We start from the raw sequence: 15,226 nt of genomic DNA, 5'->3' as shown, positions 1-15,226 counted from the left end.
CCTTTTCCGTTGGCTTACTGACCGAGGGTCAATACGCGCTGCATCATCTGCTTGGCGGTGTTCATCATTTCAGTGTTGGTCTGAAAGGCCCGACTGGCAGAAATCATGTCGGCCATCTCTTCCACCACATTGACATTGGGGTAATACACATAGCCGCCGGCATCGGCTGCAGGATGGTTCGGCTCATAGCGCGGCATCAGGCTGCTCTGATCCTCGACCACACCCAAGACCTGCACGCCAACCCCGGCATTGTCCTGATCGGCAAACAGCGAACCACGGTCGCCGTTCTGCGCCGACTGGAACATGGTGGCGAACACCGGATGCCGCGCACGGTAGGTCTGATCGATGCTCGAGGAGACTGTCTCGGCGTTGGCGATGTTGCTGGCAATGGTATTCAGGCGAGTGCTCTGGGCACTCATACCGGTTCCGGCGATGTTGAAAACACTGGCTAGTGACATGGCATCAGGCTCCTATTAATCGCCGCGCAGGGCGCTGACCAGCCCTTTGAATTTGCTATTGAGAAAGGTAAAGCTGGCCTGGAACTGCACCGAGTTTTCCGCGTAATTGGACTGCTCGATCTGCAGGTCAACGGTGTTCTGATCAATCGAGGGATGGAACGGGGTGCGGTACGCCAGGCTGGCATCCCCGACCATCACGCCATCAGCCGGGATATGCTGGCTGTCAGTACGATTCAGGCTCACCTGGCCGCGCTGGCTTTTAGCGCTTTGCTCGGCCAGTACGGTGGCGAACTGCAGGTCACGCGCCTTGTAGTGCGGCGTGTCGGCGTTGGCGATGTTGTTGGCCAACACCTCGGCGCGCTGAGCGCGAAAGCCCAGTGCTTGTTCATGGATGCCGAGTGCCCGATCGAAACTGATGCTCATGGTCAGAAACCTTTGCCGGTTGGTGTTGCTACTTTCCGTGCAAGACCATAAGCAATGCCTGTGCCATATTATTTTTTACTTATTTATCAATAGTTTGATTGATAAATACAGTGCTCAGAGCGGCAAAGCGGCAAGCGCTTTCCGCCTATGGGCAAGCAAGCGGCAAACGGGTTTGCCTAATTGCCGCTCACGCGGACAATTTCAGTGGCAGGCTGGGTGGCGTTGGCTAATCAGCATGGGCTGTAACCCCTTACCCGCCACCAACCGCGACCACCTCGCCACCGCCCGTCAGGCAATCCGTAATCAACCACACACAGTTTTGACAAGCATTCTCATTAACATTAGTATCCGTCGCATTAGCCACTGCCCTGCCACGAGCCTTAACCATGTACGTGTGTCTCTGCGAAGGTATTACTGACGGTCAGATCCGCGAAGCCATCTACGAAGGCTGCTGCAGCTACCGTGACGTGCGCGCCACCCTCGGCGTTGCCAGCCAATGCGGCAAATGCGCCTGCCTGGCCAAGCAAGTGGTCCGCGAAACACTGAGCGACGTGCAAAACAGCCAGGCAGCCATGGCCTACCCGGCGAACTTTGTTGCCGCCTGAATTTAGCGATATAAAAAAACCGGACCTCGTGTCCGGTTTTTTTATTGCTTTAATTCAATACCTTAGCGACAAAGCGCAGAACTTAAGCATTCGTATTCATATTAATTTTAACTTTAAATTCAAATACTTAGGTTTGACAGTCGAAAACCATCGGCCCAGAATTTGATGCTAACTCCCCTGCAAGGCAGACGCAGACATGAAAGGCGACAAGAAGGTCATCCAGCATCTGAACAAGATCCTCGGTAACGAGCTGGTCGCGATCAACCAGTACTTCCTGCACGCACGCATGTATGAGGACTGGGGCCTGAAGAAACTCGGCGAGCACGAGTATCACGAGTCCATCGACGAGATGAAGCATGCGGACAAGCTGATCAAGCGCATCCTCTTCCTCGAAGGCCTGCCCAACCTGCAAGACCTCGGCAAGATCCTGATCGGTGAAAACACCAAGGAAATGCTCGAGTGCGACCTGAAGATCGAACACAAAGCGCATATCGACCTGAAAGCGGCGATTGCCTACTGCGAAAGCATAGGTGACTACGCCAGCCGCGAGCTGCTCGAAGAAATCCTCTGCTCTGAAGAAGACCACATCGACTGGCTGGAAACCCAACTCAGCCTGATCGAGGCCGTGGGCTTGCAGAACTACCTGCAGTCGCAGATGGACGAATAAGAACCTGCTTACGATCTGCTGCGCGTCGGCCCTGCCGCGTTAAAAACAGGCTCGGAATGCTCATGTACAAAAGTACACTCCGCTTCCTCGCCGCTTTGACCAGCCAGAGGCTGTTACTAACGTAGCGCCTTGCAGGACTCTAGCTCGCTAGATCGTGAAACAGGTTCTATGGCGCAAAACACTGCGCCATAAACAACAAACCCCGCACTTGGCGGGGTTTGTTGTTTATGCAGCCTGCTTAGCTTAGGCGTCGGCTTTCTGCACGGCGTCTTTGATTAGGGTCTGCAGCTCACCCTTATCGAACATTTCCGCGAGGATGTCGCTGCCGCCGACCAGTTCACCACCAACCCACAGCTGCGGGAAGGTCGGCCAGTTGGCGTACTTAGGCAGGTTGGCGCGGATTTCCGGGTTTTGCAGGATGTCGACATAGGCGAATTTCTCGCCACAGGCCATCACAACCTGCGCAGCTTTGGAGGAAAAGCCGCACTGCGGAGCGTTCGGCGAGCCTTTCATGTACAGCAGAACGGTATTTTTAGCGATCTGCTCTTTGATGGTTTCGATGATATCCATTGGGCACCTCAGGACTTAACTTCCCGACTCACGGGTCGGCACGGTGGCGGCATTGTAGCGAAAAGCCGAGCGCAATGCTCGGCCTTCCCTGCCACTTTCCCTATGCCAAATATCAGCTGCTCAAGCGGCTTCAACCTGCACCGGCACCCCATTTAGCGCAGCATTGCCGGACAGGGCATCGAGTTGCCGCTCATCGGTCAGGTCATTGGCGCTGGCACCTGGTTGTTCGCTGGCGATGCTCATTTGTACGCCAGGCCGCGCATGACCCCAACCGTGCGGCAGGCTGACCACGCCGGTCATCATGTCTTCACTGGCAGCTACTTCCACCTCAATGACCCCGACCCGCGAGCGCACGCGCACCAGTTGGCCATCGGTTAACCCGCGCTGGCTCAGATCCGCCGGGTGCATCAGCAACTGGTGACGCGGCTTGCCTTTAACTAGGCGGTGATAGTTGTGCATCCAAGAGTTATTGCTGCGCACATGGCGTCGACCGATCAGCAGCAGCTCATCGGCCTTGGCCGCTGGCTGTTCAGCAAAGCGCTGCAAGTCGGCCATGATCACCGCTGGCGCCGCCTGAATATGCTTGTTAGCGGTTTTCAAGCGGCCGACTAGGTTGGGCTTGAGCGCGCCCAGATCGAGGCCATGCGGGTGCTCGCGCAGCACCGCCAAAGACAGCTTATGTTCCGACTTGTCGCCGTAGCTGCCAAAGCGCAGTCCCATGTCGATCATCTGCTCGGGAGCCATGGTCGGTTTAAGCTCCACGCCTGTCTTGGCGGCAAAAGCTTTGGCCAGGCCGACAAAGATTTCCCAGTCATGCAGCGCGCCGGCCGGCTTGGCCAGCACCGCCTCATTGAAGCGAGTGACATTGCGCACCGCGAACATATTAAAGGTGGTGTCGTAGTGATCGTGTTCCAGCGGCCCGGTCGGCGGCAGGATCAGGTCGGCATAGCGGGTGGTTTCGTTGATATAGAAGTCGATGCTAAGCATAAACTCCAAGCCATCCAGCGCCTGCTCCAGCTGCCGGCCATTGGGCGTGGACAGCACCGGATTGCCCGCCACAGTGACCAGCGCGCGCACCTGCCCTTCGCCCTCGCTAAGCATTTCCTCGGCCAGGGCCGACACCGGCAATTCACCGCCGTACTCCGGCAAGCCGGATACGCGGCTTTGCCAACGATTGAAATGCCCGCCAGAGGTTGAAGCAACCAGGTCCACGGCCGGCTCGGTGCAGAGCACGCCGCCGACGCGATCAAGGTTGCCGGTGACCAGGTTGATCAGCTGCACCAGCCACTGACACAGCGTGCCGAAAGCCTGAGTGGAGACGCCCATACGGCCGTAACACACCGCCGACTCGGCAGCGGCAAAATCGCGTGCCAACTGGCGAATCGTTGATGCCGGCACGCCACAGCGGGCGCTCATGGCTTCGGCAGTAAAGCCGGCAATCGCCTGGCGCACTTCATCCAACCCATCGACGGCCAGATGACTGGCGCGGCCCAGGTTTTCTTCGAACAGGGTATTGAGCAAGCCGAACAGCAGCGCAGCATCCTGCCCCGGACGGACGAACACATGCTGATCAGCAATTGCGGCTGTTTCACTACGCCGTGGGTCAACCACCACCAGTTTGCCACCGCGCTTCTGGATGGCCTTCAGGCGCTTCTCCACATCTGGCACCGTCATGATGCTGCCGTTGGACGCCAGCGGGTTGCCACCGAGAATCAGCATAAAGTCGGTGTGGTCGATATCCGGAATCGGTATCAGCAGGCCATGGCCATACATCAGGTGGCTGGTCAGGTGATGCGGCAGCTGATCGACCGAGGTGGCGGAATAGCGGTTGCGGGTTTTCAGCTGGCCGAGGAAGTAGTTGCTGTGGGTCATCAGGCCATAGTTATGCACACTCGGGTTGCCCTGATACACCGCCACGGCGTTCTGCCCATGCCGCGTCTGGATCGTACTCAGGCGCTCGGCCACCAACTCGAAGGCTTCATCCCACTCGATGGCTTGCCACTCATTGCCGACACGGCGCATGGGCTGACGCAGGCGGTCGGGATCGCTCTGGATATCCTGCAGCGCTACTGCCTTGGGGCAGATATGGCCACGACTGAAGCTGTCCTGGGCATCGCCCTTGATCGAGCGGATCTGCATGGAACCGTCGTCCTGCACTTCGGTTTCAATGGTCAGGCCACAGATGGCTTCGCAGAGATGGCATGCACGGTGGTGGAGGGTTTTGGTCATGGCCGAGCCTCTTGTTTTAACGCGATGCGCTGAGCACCGTAAAGGCATGACTATGGCGGCTGGTCGCACCCTGCGCCAGCAGGGTTCGCTACGTGAATTGCGCGGCATCAGGTCAGCAGATAAATGGTTCCCGCGCCAACACCACGCGCCTGAAAGCAGCAGGCAATTTGCGCCTGATCGGCGTTTGCTTATAAGATCGCGACTTCCCCGTTTCGTCGCATAGTGCGGCCCCCCAGCCGTAGGTTCTGCCGTTTCTTCTATTTAATTAGGCCATTGAACCTGCGCCCAGCTGTCAAAAGGTAGTTAACGATGAGCGCAAGACACTTTCTCTCGCTGATGGATTGCACACCGGACGAACTGGTGAGCCTGATCCGCCGCGGCATGGAGCTGAAGGACTTGCGCAACCGCGGCGTGCTGTTCGAGCCGCTGAAGAATCGCGTACTGGGCATGATCTTCGAGAAGGCCTCGACCCGCACCCGCCTGTCGTTTGAAGCCGGCATGATCCAGCTTGGCGGCCAGGCCATCTTCCTCTCGCCGCGTGATACCCAACTGGGCCGTGGCGAGCCGATTGGCGACGCCGCCATCGTGATGTCGCGCATGCTCGATGCGGTGATGATCCGCACTTTCGCCCACAGCACCCTCACCGAATTCGCCGCCAACTCGCGCGTACCGGTGATCAACGGTCTGTCCGATGACCTGCACCCATGCCAGTTGCTCGCCGATATGCAGACCTATCAGGAGCAGCGCGGCAGCATCAAAGGCAAGACCGTGGCCTGGATCGGCGACGGCAACAACATGTGCAACTCCTATATAGAAGCGGCCATGCAGTTCGACTTCCAGCTGCGCGTTGCCTGCCCCGAGGGCTACGAGCCGAACGCTACGTTCCTCGCGGCTGCGGGCGAGCGTGTGCAGATCTTCCGCGACCCGCGCGCTGCCGTTGCTGGCGCCCATCTGGTGAGCACCGACGTGTGGGCCTCCATGGGCCAGGAAGACGAAGCCGCCGAACGCCTCAAGCTGTTCCAGCCCTATCAGGTCAACCGTGCGTTGCTCGACGCCGCCGCAGAAGACGTGCTGTTCCTGCACTGCCTGCCTGCCCACCGTGGCGAGGAAATCAGCGAAGATCTGCTCGACGACCCGCGTTCGGCTGCCTGGGACCAGGCCGAGAACCGCCTGCATGTACAGAAGGCGCTGCTCGAATTCCTGGTTGAGCCGGCGTACCACCACGCATGAGCCAAGCCCTGCTGAACCTGCGCGAGCTGAGCTGCGGCTACCCCGGACACAAGGTGGTGCAGAACCTCAACCTGCACCTGAATGCCGGTGATATCGGCTGCCTGCTCGGCCCTTCGGGCTGCGGCAAGACCACCACGCTGCGGGCGATTGCCGGTTTCGAGCCGGTGCTGGAGGGCGAGATTCAACTGGCCGATCAGGTTATCTCCAAGGCCGGCTTTACCCTGGCCCCGGAGAAACGCCGAATCGGCATGGTGTTCCAGGATTACGCGCTGTTCCCGCACCTGAGCGTGGCGGAGAACATCGGCTTCGGCATCCGCAAGCAATCCAATTGCGAGCGGGTTACCCAGGAGCTGATGGAGCTGGTCAAACTCGGCCACCTCGGCAAACGTTACCCGCACGAGCTGTCCGGCGGCCAACAGCAACGCGTAGCCCTGGCCCGCGCCCTGGCCCCGGAACCGCAATTGCTGCTGCTCGATGAGCCGTTTTCCAACCTGGATGGCGAGCTACGTCGGCGCTTGAGCCATGAAGTGCGCGACATTCTCAAAGCCCGTGGCACCAGCGCGATTCTGGTCACCCACGACCAGGAAGAAGCCTTTGCCGTCAGCGATCACGTCGGCGTGTTCAAGGAAGGCAAGCTGGAACAGTGGGACACCCCGTTCAACCTCTACCACGAGCCGCTAACGCCCTTTGTCGCCAGTTTTATCGGCCAGGGCTACTTTATTCGCGGCCAGTTGCTCAGCCCGGACTCGGTGCAGACTGAACTGGGCCTGATTCGCGGCAACCGCGCCTACACCTGGCCGACCGGCAGTGCGGTGGATGTACTGCTGCGCCCGGACGACATCGTCTACGATCCGGACAGCACGCAAAAGGCGCTGATCGTCGGCAAAACCTTCCTCGGTGCGGCGACCCTGTACCGCCTGCAACTACCCACCGGCAGCCAGCTGGAGTCAATCTTCCCCAGCCACGCCGACCACCTGCCCGGCCAGCAGGTCGGCATTCGCGTTGCCGCCGACCATCTGGTGGTATTCCCCGCTCCGGGTAGCATTGCCGCCCAGGTAAACCTGGGGGAGTCGGGGGTACGCCGCTACAGCAGCGACAGCTAAGCGGCTACGGCAAAAATAGCCGGCCACTGGCAATCAACAGCGCCTGGCCGGCGATCTTTACTCGCTCACCAGCCAACTCACAGTGCAACTCGCCGCCACGCGCCGAACACTGAAAAGCACTTAGCTGGGACTTGTCCAGGCGCTGCGTCCAGTAAGGCGTAAGCATGCAGTGGGTCGAACCGGTCACCGGATCTTCATTGATGCCGATGGAGGGGGCGAAGTAACGCGAGACGAAATCGTGCTGCTCGCCAGGCGCGCTGATCAGCAAGCCCAGCCCCGGCAACTTGGCCACTGCAGCCAGATCAGGCTGATAAGCCCGCACCGCGGCCTCGCTCGGCAGAATCGCCAGCAACTCCTGAATCCCCTGCCCTTCATGCAGCGCCAGCACGCTTTCTACTGGCAGGCCCAGCGCCTGCTCAACCTCTGCGTGTAAGTCGCAGGGCTGCGCCCGGCGCACGGGGAAATCCAATACCAGCCTACTGCCTGCGCGACTGACCCGCAGTGCGCCGGATAGGCAGGTGAAATCGAGCACATCACCCGGCTCGCCGTAGACCTCGAACAGCACATGGGCGCTGGCCAGGGTGGCGTGACCACACAACGGCACTTCCGCCGTTGGGGTAAACCAGCGGATATGCCAGGCCGTGCCTTCCTTCACTACAAAGGCGGTTTCCGCCAGATTGTGCTCGGCGGCAATCTGCTGCATCAGCGCGTCGTCAAGCCAACTGTCCAGGCGATAAACCATCGCCGGGTTGCCGGTAAACGGCTGCGTAGCAAAGGCATCGACTTGGTGAAATTCAAGCTGCATGGGGCGACGCTCCTTATCAGTGATGGCGCAGAGCATGCCGCAGCGCGCCAACGTGCGCCCACTACAGCGGCCGACAATTGCGCCGGTACAGCTGCACTGTCCGAATGCATGCCGGGCAGCGACAGTGCACCGGTTAATCGCCAAAGGTTCTTAAAAATTCACTAAATCGTAATAAATCAGCAACTTATAAATCCTGGCACGCCGCCTGCTATGAGCTACCCCGGTCAGCACAACGGCGTGTCTGCCACTCAACCGACAACGACGTCATAGCACCCCTCTCCTTTCGAGACATGGGCGCTGTGGCGTTTTTTTTTGCGTTTTTTGGCTTACAGGAAGACCGCTATGCGCATGATGAAACTGTCCCTGCTGTCGCTGGCCATTGCCGGCACCGCCCTCAGCCACGCCGCCTTTGCCGAAGAATCCTTCAGCAACCTGTTCAGCGAGGCCAAGCCGATCCTCGATGCGCGCTACCGCTATGAGCATGTCGACCAGGACAACGCCCTCAAGCACGCCAACGCGCAAACCCTGCGCACCCGCGTCGGCGTGCAGAGCGGCAAGTGGTACGGCCTGTCGGCGCAGATCGAGGCCGACAACGTCAGCCGTATCGGTGACGCCAGCTACAACGAAACCCGCAATGGACAAAGCGAGTACTCGGTGGTTGCCGACCCGGATGGCAGCGAAATCAATCAGGCCCTGCTGCGCTATGACCACAAGTACGGCAGCGCGGTACTCGGCCGCCAGCGCATCAACCTGGACAACCAGCGTTTCGTCGGTGGCGTGGCCTGGCGGCAGAACGAACAAACCTACGATGGCGCCCTGGCACAGCTCAAACCGCTGGAAGGCCTGACCCTTAGTTACGCCTATATCGACAACATCAACACCGTCTTCGGCCCCGGCAATGGCCGCTACGACACTGCCGCCAATCCGGCCAATATCGAGGGTCACAGCCACCTGCTTAACGCTCAGTACATACTTATGCCAGAGCTGACCGCCACCGCTTACCAGTACCGCCTGGGTTTGGACAACCTGACCGCCGGCAGCCAGTCGAGCAAGACCACCGGCCTACGCCTCAACGGCGCCATCCAAGGCGTCAGCTACGTGCTGGAATATGCGCAGCAGAGCGAATACGCCGACAACCCGCTGGATCTGGACAGCGACTACTACCTGGCCGAACTCGGTTACAACCTCAAGGGCGTGGCGCTTAAGGCTGGCTATGAAGTACTCGGCGGCGACGCGGGCCCAGGCAATCGCGCCTTCCAGACACCACTGGCGACCAAGCATGCCTTTCAGGGCTGGGCCGATGTCTTTCTGCTGACGCCTGCAGGCGGCGTTAAGGATGCCTATGCCGGCGTCACTGCACCGTTGCTCGGCGGCACTCTGCAGGCCTGGTACCACGACTTTCGCGCCGACGTAGGCAGCAGCCAGTACGGCGAGGAGATCAACCTGTCCTACGCCCACCCAATTCCTGGCGTGAAGGGCCTGGTCGGGCTGGTCAAATACGCCAGCTACGACGCCGACGACTTTGCCGTGGATACCGACAAAACCTGGCTGCAAGTGCAATACAGCTACTGATGCTCGCGGCCCCGGCAACGGGGCCGTTTTCGACTCAGGGCGTGCCCACCCCATAGGTCTGCAGCAGCTGCTGCAAACGGCCATTGGCCCGATAGCGCTGCACCCCCTGCTCGAACAACGCGAGATAGCGTGGGCTGGATTCCAGCGCTGGGGAGAACGCTAGGTAGATCGGCACATCCGGAGCGCGGCAACCGGCCTCACGCAACGCCCCCTCCCGCCCCTGGCTGGCCAGCATGGCCTGCATCACCCAGGCGTTTTCCAGCACTACATCCACCCGGCCGTGCATCAGCTTGCCGATGTTCAAGGCCAGTGCCGTATCACCGGCGGCAATCTGGATGCGCTCGCTGTCACCGTGGTGCAAGGCGATATACGTGTTCAGTTCATCGCCATAGCTGTAGTCATTAATGACCCCCAGGCGTTGCTCGGCGAGTGATTCAGTACCGCTAAAGTGCCAGGTGGAATCCGGCAAGGTAAAAAAGCAGCTACGCGACGACGCCACGGGGGTAGAGCCAAAGAGAAAATCCGGCGCATCCTCAACGCCCGCACCGATGGCCGCATTCAGCTGGCCGCGGCGCACCTGCTGCAGAGTACGCGCCCAATTCAGCGCCTGGTACTGCACCTCGATACCGGATTCGGCAAAGATCTCCCGCGCCAACTCAACGAAAATGCCCGGCCGCTCGGAGCCTGGCTGGCAATTCACCGGGCACCAGATATCCCCAGCAATCACCAGCGTTTCTGCCCGCGCCCAGCCGACAGAACCCAGCAGCGTGAGTAACAATCCACGAGCGACCAGCTGACGGCATATCGACATGCAGGGCTCCAAGACCAATAAGGTTGCAGGGAGTTTTACCACCCTCAGCCTTCGCTGCGCACCCTTTTCACCGCATCCAGCCACCCGTCATAGAGTTTGCTGCGATGACTGTCCGCCATGCGCGGATCGAACCGCTGCTGACGGTGCCAATGCCGGGCAATGCTCGCCAAATCCTTGTATAGCCCGGCTTGCAGGCCGGCCAGGTAGGCCACGCCGAGCGCTGTGGTTTCCGTGACTTCCGGACGCTCCACCGGCACCCCGAGGATGTCGGCAAGAAACTGCATGACCCAGTTATTCTCCACCATGCCGCCATCGACCCGCAGCGCACTCGGCTCAGCTGCGCCGTCCTGGCGCATGGCTTCGAGCAGGTCACGGGTCTGATAACACACTGACTGCAGGCCGGCGGTGACGATTTCCTTGATCCCGGTATCGCGGGTCAGGCCAAAGATCGCGCCACGGGCTTTCGGGTCCCAGTACGGCGCCCCCAGGCCGGTAAAGGCCGGCACCAGGTACACGCCGCAGGCATCACCGGTCTGCTCGGCCATGGCCTCGGTATCACGGGCATGGCTGATCAATTTGATGCCGTCGCGCAGCCACTGCACGGCGGCGCCAGCGACGAAGATGCTGCCCTCCACCGCATAGGTGACCTGGCCATTCAGGCGATAACCGACCGTGGTGAGCAGGCGGTTTTTCGAGATCACCGGCACGCTGCCGGTGTTCTGGATCATAAAGCAGCCGGTGCCGTAGGTACTCTTGACCATCCCCGGCTCGAAACAGGCCTGACCGATCAAGGCCGCCTGCTGGTCACCGGCCATACCCAGCACCGGAATGGCCGCGCCGAGCAAATTGCCGTCAGTGACGCCAAAATCAGCGGCGCAATCGAGCACTTCGGGCAAAAGGCTAGCGGGAATCTCGAACAGCTTGAGCAGTTCCTCATCCCACTGCTGGGTGTGGATATTGAACAGCAGGGTACGCGAGGCGTTGCTGGCATCGGTTTTGTGCGATTTGCCGCCGGTCAGGCGCCACAGCAGGAACGAGTCCACGGTGCCAAAACGCAGCTCACCGCGCTCGGCACGCTCAAGGGCGCCGGGCACTTTATGCAGAATCCAGCGCAGCTTGGTGGCCGAGAAATATGGATCAATCAGCAACCCGGTCTTGGCCGCTACCGCGGCTTCATGCCCGGCTTCCTTAAGCTCAGCGCAGTAGTCAGCGGTACGGCGGTCTTGCCAGACAATCGCCGGATGGATCGGCGTGCCAGTCTGCGCATCCCACACCAGGGTGGTTTCGCGCTGATTGGTGATGCCAATCGCGGCCACATCACTGGCACTCAGACCGCTCTGCTTGAGCGCTTCACGGCAGACCTTGAGGGTGCTCAGCCACAGCTCTTCACCATCATGTTCAACCCAGCCGTCCTGGGGGAAATACTGCTTGAACTCCTGCTGCGCGCGCGCCACGGGCAAGCCCTGGGCACTGAAGACAATCGCCCGGCTGCTGGTGGTGCCCTGGTCGATGGCAAGCAGGTAATGAGACATGCAAATTTCCTTGTTTTTATAAGTTTAAAAGTTGAACGACTAGCAGGCCGTTGAAAAACGTAAGCGAGGCAGCCGAGACAAGGCGCTACGTTAGTAACAGCCTCTGGCTGGTCAAACAGGCGAAAAGGCGGACTTTACTGCTGTAAATGAGCACTTTGAGCCTGTTTTTAACGCCGTATCGGCAACGCAGGTAGTTTTTCAACAGCCTGCTAGCCGCGACCAATAGATGCAAACAAAGCCTGCGTCAGCTGCGCCAGCACCACAGCATCCAGCTGCACTTCCAGCCCACGCCGCCCGGCGCTGACGTAGATATTCGGAAATTGCTGCGCCGACTCATCGATAAAGGTACGCAAACGCTTCTTCTGCCCCAGGGGACTGATGCCACCGAGCAGGTAACCGGTAGCGCGCTGCGCTGCAGCGGGGTCGGCCATATCGGCTTTCTTCACCCCGGCGGCATGCGCCAAGGCTTTCAGATCCAGCGTACCAGCGACCGGCACTACAGCGACCAGCAGCTCGCCCTTCTCGCTGGCAGCCAGCAGGGTCTTGAACACCTGAGCGGGCTCAAGATTGAGCTTTTCCGCCGCTTCCAGGCCATAGGAAGCCGCCTTGGGATCGTGGTGGTAACTGTGCACCTGATGCACAGCCTTGGCTTTTTTCAGCAGATCAATGGCAGGAGTCATGTTCGAATGTGAAAACAATCTGACAAAGTTGGCGTACCTTAGCCGCAAATTGGCTGCGGCGACAGCCTATAATGCCGCACACTTCCGAGGAGTTTTCATGACCCTGCCGCCCCGCCAACACGACATTCTCGAACTCGCCCGCGAACGCGGCTATGTCAGCATCGACGAGTTGGCCCAGGCGTTTGCCGTCACCCCGCAGACCATCCGTCGCGACATCAACCAGCTCGCCGAACAGGGCCTACTGCGTCGCACCCACGGCGGCGCAGCCAGTGAAAGCTCCAGCACACAGAACACCGCCTACAGCATGCGCGCCGGGCAGATGCGCGATGAAAAACAACGTATCGCCGCCGCCATCGCCGCGCAGATTCCCAACCACGCCTCGCTGTTTATCAACATCGGCACCACCACCGAGGCCATCGCCCGCGAGCTACTCGGCCACAAAGGCCTGAAGATCATTACCAACAACCTGCATGTGGCGGCCCAACTCAGCGCCAAGGCGGACTTCGAGGTGTTGCTGGCTGGTGGCACGGTGCGCAGCGACGGCGGTGTAGTCGGTCAGGCGGCGGTGGATTTTATTCAGCAGTTCAAGGTCGATTTCGCCCTGGTCGGCATCAGTGGTATCGATGAAGACGGCAGCCTGCTCGACTTCGATTACCAGGAAGTGCGGGTCTCCCAGGCGATCATCAGCAATGCGCGCCAAGTCTTTTTGGCCGTCGACTCCAGCAAGTTCGGCCGCAACGCCGTGGTGCGCCTGGGCTCGGTGGCCCTGGTTGACCGGGTGTTCACCGATGCCGCGCCTTCCGCTGCAATCAACCGCCTGCTCGCCGAGCACAAGGTGCACCTCGACCTGGTGTAAGCCCCCTACCGCCTTAGCTTAAAAATCAACGACCACTGGGCGCGAAAGCGCATTTCGGGGTGGCGAAGCCGTGTTTATTCGACTAGCATATTTTCGAAAGTGAACATTCAAAGTTCAATACTGACTTTCGGTGCCGCCATGCCTACTCGCCCCGCCAGCAACACTCCACTCGCTGAAGTCTATGACCTTGCCGTGATCGGCGGCGGCATCAATGGTGTCGGGATTGCCGCCGACGCAGCCGGGCGCGGCCTGTCCGTGTTCCTTTGTGAAAAGGATGACCTGGCGCAACACACCTCATCGGCCAGCAGCAAGCTGATCCACGGCGGCCTGCGCTACCTGGAGCACTACGAATTCCGCCTGGTGCGTGAGGCACTAGCCGAGCGTGAAGTGCTGCTTACCAAAGCCCCGCATATCGTCAAACCCATGCGTTTTATCCTGCCGCACCGCCCGCACCTGCGCCCGGCGTGGATGATCCGCGCCGGGCTGTTTCTCTACGATCACCTGGGCAAGCGCGAGAAGCTGGCCGGTTCACGCGGCCTGCGTTTCGGCGCCGGCAGCCCGCTGCAGGCCGAGATCAGCCGCGGTTTTGAATATTCCGATTGCTGGGTCGATGACGCCCGCCTGGTGGTGCTCAATGCCATGGCCGCCCGCGAGCAAGGCGCCCACGTGCACAGCCGCACCCGCTGCGTCAGCGCGCGGCGCAGCAAGGGCCTGTGGCATATCCATCTGGAGCGCAGCGACGGCAGCCTGTTCTCGATTCGTTCCCGCGCCCTGGTCAATGCTGCCGGCCCCTGGGTCGCAAAATTTATCCGCGAGGACCTGAAACAGGAGTCGCCCTACGGCATTCGCCTGATCCAGGGCAGCCATATCGTCGTGCCGCGCCTGTTCGATGGCGAGCAGGCCTACATTCTGCAGAACGAAGACCGCCGTATCGTCTTTGCCATCCCCTATCAGGAGCGCTTCACCCTGATCGGCACCACAGACCGCGAATACCAGGGCGACCCAGCCAAGGTGGCGATCAGCGACGAAGAAACCGACTACCTGCTGAAGGTGGTCAACGCACACTTCAAGAAGCAGACTCAACGCAGCGATATCCTGCACACCTATGCCGGTGTGCGGCCGTTGTGTGACGACGAGTCGGACGACCCATCGGCAGTCACCCGCGACTACACCCTGTCGCTGTCTGGCCACCCCGGCGAAGCGCCACTGCTCTCGGTGTTTGGCGGCAAGCTGACGACCTACCGCAAGCTCGCCGAATCGGCGCTGGCGCAACTGGCGCCGTTCTTTCCCAAGATGGGCCCAAGCTGGACCGCCAGCAGCCTGCTGCCGGGTGCCGAACAACTGGACAGCCAGAGCGCGCTGGTGGAAGCCCTGTGCGCCCGCTTTGGCTGGCTACCCACCTCACTGGCGCGGCGCTGGGCCAGCAGTTATGGCAGCCGCAGCTGGGTGATGCTCAAAGGCGTGAGCAACCTCAGCGATCTCGGCGAGCACCTGGGCGGCGGCCTGTATACCCGTGAAGTCGACTATCTGTGCCAGGAAGAATGGGCGATGCAGGCTGACGATATTCTCTGGCGGCGCAGCAAGCTCGGCCTGTTTACCACCCCGGCGCAGCAAGCCAAACTCGACAGCTACCTGCGCATCGAATCACCGCGCAGCCCGGAAGATGCTCACGCGGCATGAGTGGT

General features: G+C 60.3%; 15 protein-coding genes. 7 read left to right on the top strand and 8 right to left on the bottom strand.

Features of this window, described 5'->3' with window-relative positions; all coding sequences use genetic code 11:
* Positions 1–14 precede the first annotated feature (14 nt).
* Both flgC and flgB read right to left on the bottom strand, forming a co-directional pair.
* Positions 15–458 (bottom strand): flagellar basal body rod protein FlgC, encoded by a 444-nt coding sequence (gene flgC / locus P3C18_RS07890; RefSeq protein WP_275961269.1) that lies wholly within the window; start codon positions 456–458, stop codon positions 15–17.
* 15 nt (positions 459–473) lie between these two features.
* Positions 474–881 carry a flagellar basal body rod protein FlgB gene (gene flgB / locus P3C18_RS07885; RefSeq protein ID WP_275961268.1) on the bottom strand — a complete coding sequence of 136 codons (408 nt, stop codon included), beginning with the start codon at positions 879–881 and terminating at the stop codon, positions 474–476.
* A 386-nt stretch (positions 882–1,267) separates the two neighbouring features.
* On the opposite strand from flgB, the gene P3C18_RS07880 reads away from it, so the two are divergent.
* Together P3C18_RS07880 and bfr are read left to right on the top strand one after the other, a co-directional pair.
* Positions 1,268–1,486, top strand: coding sequence for a bacterioferritin-associated ferredoxin (locus P3C18_RS07880; protein WP_275961267.1), 219 nt, complete (start codon positions 1,268–1,270; stop codon positions 1,484–1,486).
* A gap of 196 nt (positions 1,487–1,682) precedes the next feature.
* Positions 1,683–2,153, top strand: a complete 471-nt coding sequence (bfr, locus tag P3C18_RS07875) for a bacterioferritin (protein ID WP_090248283.1) — start codon at positions 1,683–1,685, stop codon at positions 2,151–2,153.
* Positions 2,154–2,396: 243 nt separating this feature from the next.
* Here the strand turns inward: bfr and grxD are convergent, their stop codons facing one another.
* Positions 2,397–2,723: a Grx4 family monothiol glutaredoxin gene (grxD, locus tag P3C18_RS07870; RefSeq protein WP_090387563.1), complete on the bottom strand. Its 327-nt coding sequence runs from the start codon at positions 2,721–2,723 to the stop codon at positions 2,397–2,399.
* A gap of 120 nt (positions 2,724–2,843) precedes the next feature.
* Positions 2,844–4,952 (bottom strand): molybdopterin oxidoreductase family protein, encoded by a 2,109-nt coding sequence (locus tag P3C18_RS07865; protein ID WP_275961266.1) that lies wholly within the window; start codon positions 4,950–4,952, stop codon positions 2,844–2,846.
* 309 nt (positions 4,953–5,261) lie between these two features.
* Here P3C18_RS07865 and argF point away from each other — a divergent pair, with 309 nt between their 5' ends.
* Both argF and P3C18_RS07855 read left to right on the top strand, forming a co-directional pair.
* Complete coding sequence (gene argF / locus P3C18_RS07860) at positions 5,262–6,182, top strand: ornithine carbamoyltransferase (protein WP_275961265.1); 921 nt, start codon at positions 5,262–5,264, stop codon at positions 6,180–6,182.
* Positions 6,179–7,285 (top strand): ABC transporter ATP-binding protein, encoded by a 1,107-nt coding sequence (locus P3C18_RS07855; protein WP_275961264.1) that lies wholly within the window; start codon positions 6,179–6,181, stop codon positions 7,283–7,285. The genes argF and P3C18_RS07855 overlap by 4 nt, the downstream gene beginning before the upstream one ends.
* Before the next feature lie 4 nt (positions 7,286–7,289).
* Here P3C18_RS07855 and P3C18_RS07850 read toward each other — a convergent pair whose 3' ends face one another.
* Positions 7,290–8,090 carry a PhzF family phenazine biosynthesis protein gene (locus P3C18_RS07850; protein ID WP_275961263.1) on the bottom strand — a complete coding sequence of 267 codons (801 nt, stop codon included), beginning with the start codon at positions 8,088–8,090 and terminating at the stop codon, positions 7,290–7,292.
* Between the two features lie 348 nt (positions 8,091–8,438).
* On the opposite strand from P3C18_RS07850, the gene P3C18_RS07845 reads away from it, so the two are divergent.
* Positions 8,439–9,662 carry a hypothetical protein gene (locus P3C18_RS07845; protein WP_346015628.1) on the top strand — a complete coding sequence of 408 codons (1,224 nt, stop codon included), beginning with the start codon at positions 8,439–8,441 and terminating at the stop codon, positions 9,660–9,662.
* 34 nt (positions 9,663–9,696) lie between these two features.
* On the opposite strand, the gene P3C18_RS07840 is transcribed toward P3C18_RS07845, so the two are convergent.
* The 3 genes from P3C18_RS07840 to ybaK form a co-directional block, all read right to left on the bottom strand.
* Complete coding sequence (locus P3C18_RS07840; protein ID WP_275961261.1) at positions 9,697–10,473, bottom strand: transporter substrate-binding domain-containing protein; 777 nt, start codon at positions 10,471–10,473, stop codon at positions 9,697–9,699.
* A 44-nt stretch (positions 10,474–10,517) separates the two neighbouring features.
* The gene (gene glpK, locus P3C18_RS07835; protein WP_275961260.1) at positions 10,518–12,005 is read right to left on the bottom strand and encodes a glycerol kinase GlpK; all 1,488 of its coding nucleotides are present in this window, start codon (positions 12,003–12,005) and stop codon (positions 10,518–10,520) included.
* Between the two features lie 209 nt (positions 12,006–12,214).
* Entirely contained in the window at positions 12,215–12,685 is a 471-nt protein-coding gene (ybaK, locus tag P3C18_RS07830; RefSeq protein WP_275961259.1) for a Cys-tRNA(Pro) deacylase, read from the bottom strand.
* Positions 12,686–12,782: 97 nt separating this feature from the next.
* On the opposite strand from ybaK, the gene P3C18_RS07825 reads away from it, so the two are divergent.
* Both P3C18_RS07825 and glpD read left to right on the top strand, forming a co-directional pair.
* Entirely contained in the window at positions 12,783–13,541 is a 759-nt protein-coding gene (locus P3C18_RS07825) for a DeoR family transcriptional regulator (RefSeq protein WP_275961258.1), read from the top strand.
* A 138-nt stretch (positions 13,542–13,679) separates the two neighbouring features.
* Positions 13,680–15,221: a glycerol-3-phosphate dehydrogenase gene (gene glpD / locus P3C18_RS07820; RefSeq protein WP_275961257.1), complete on the top strand. Its 1,542-nt coding sequence runs from the start codon at positions 13,680–13,682 to the stop codon at positions 15,219–15,221.
* Positions 15,222–15,226: the final 5 nt, after the last annotated feature.

Source organism: Pseudomonas sp. 1928-m, assembly GCF_029269135.1.
Taxonomy (GTDB): domain Bacteria; phylum Pseudomonadota; class Gammaproteobacteria; order Pseudomonadales; family Pseudomonadaceae; genus Aquipseudomonas.
The sequence above is the reverse complement of the archived record's forward strand: the minus strand, read 5'-3'. Positions and strand labels throughout refer to the sequence as shown.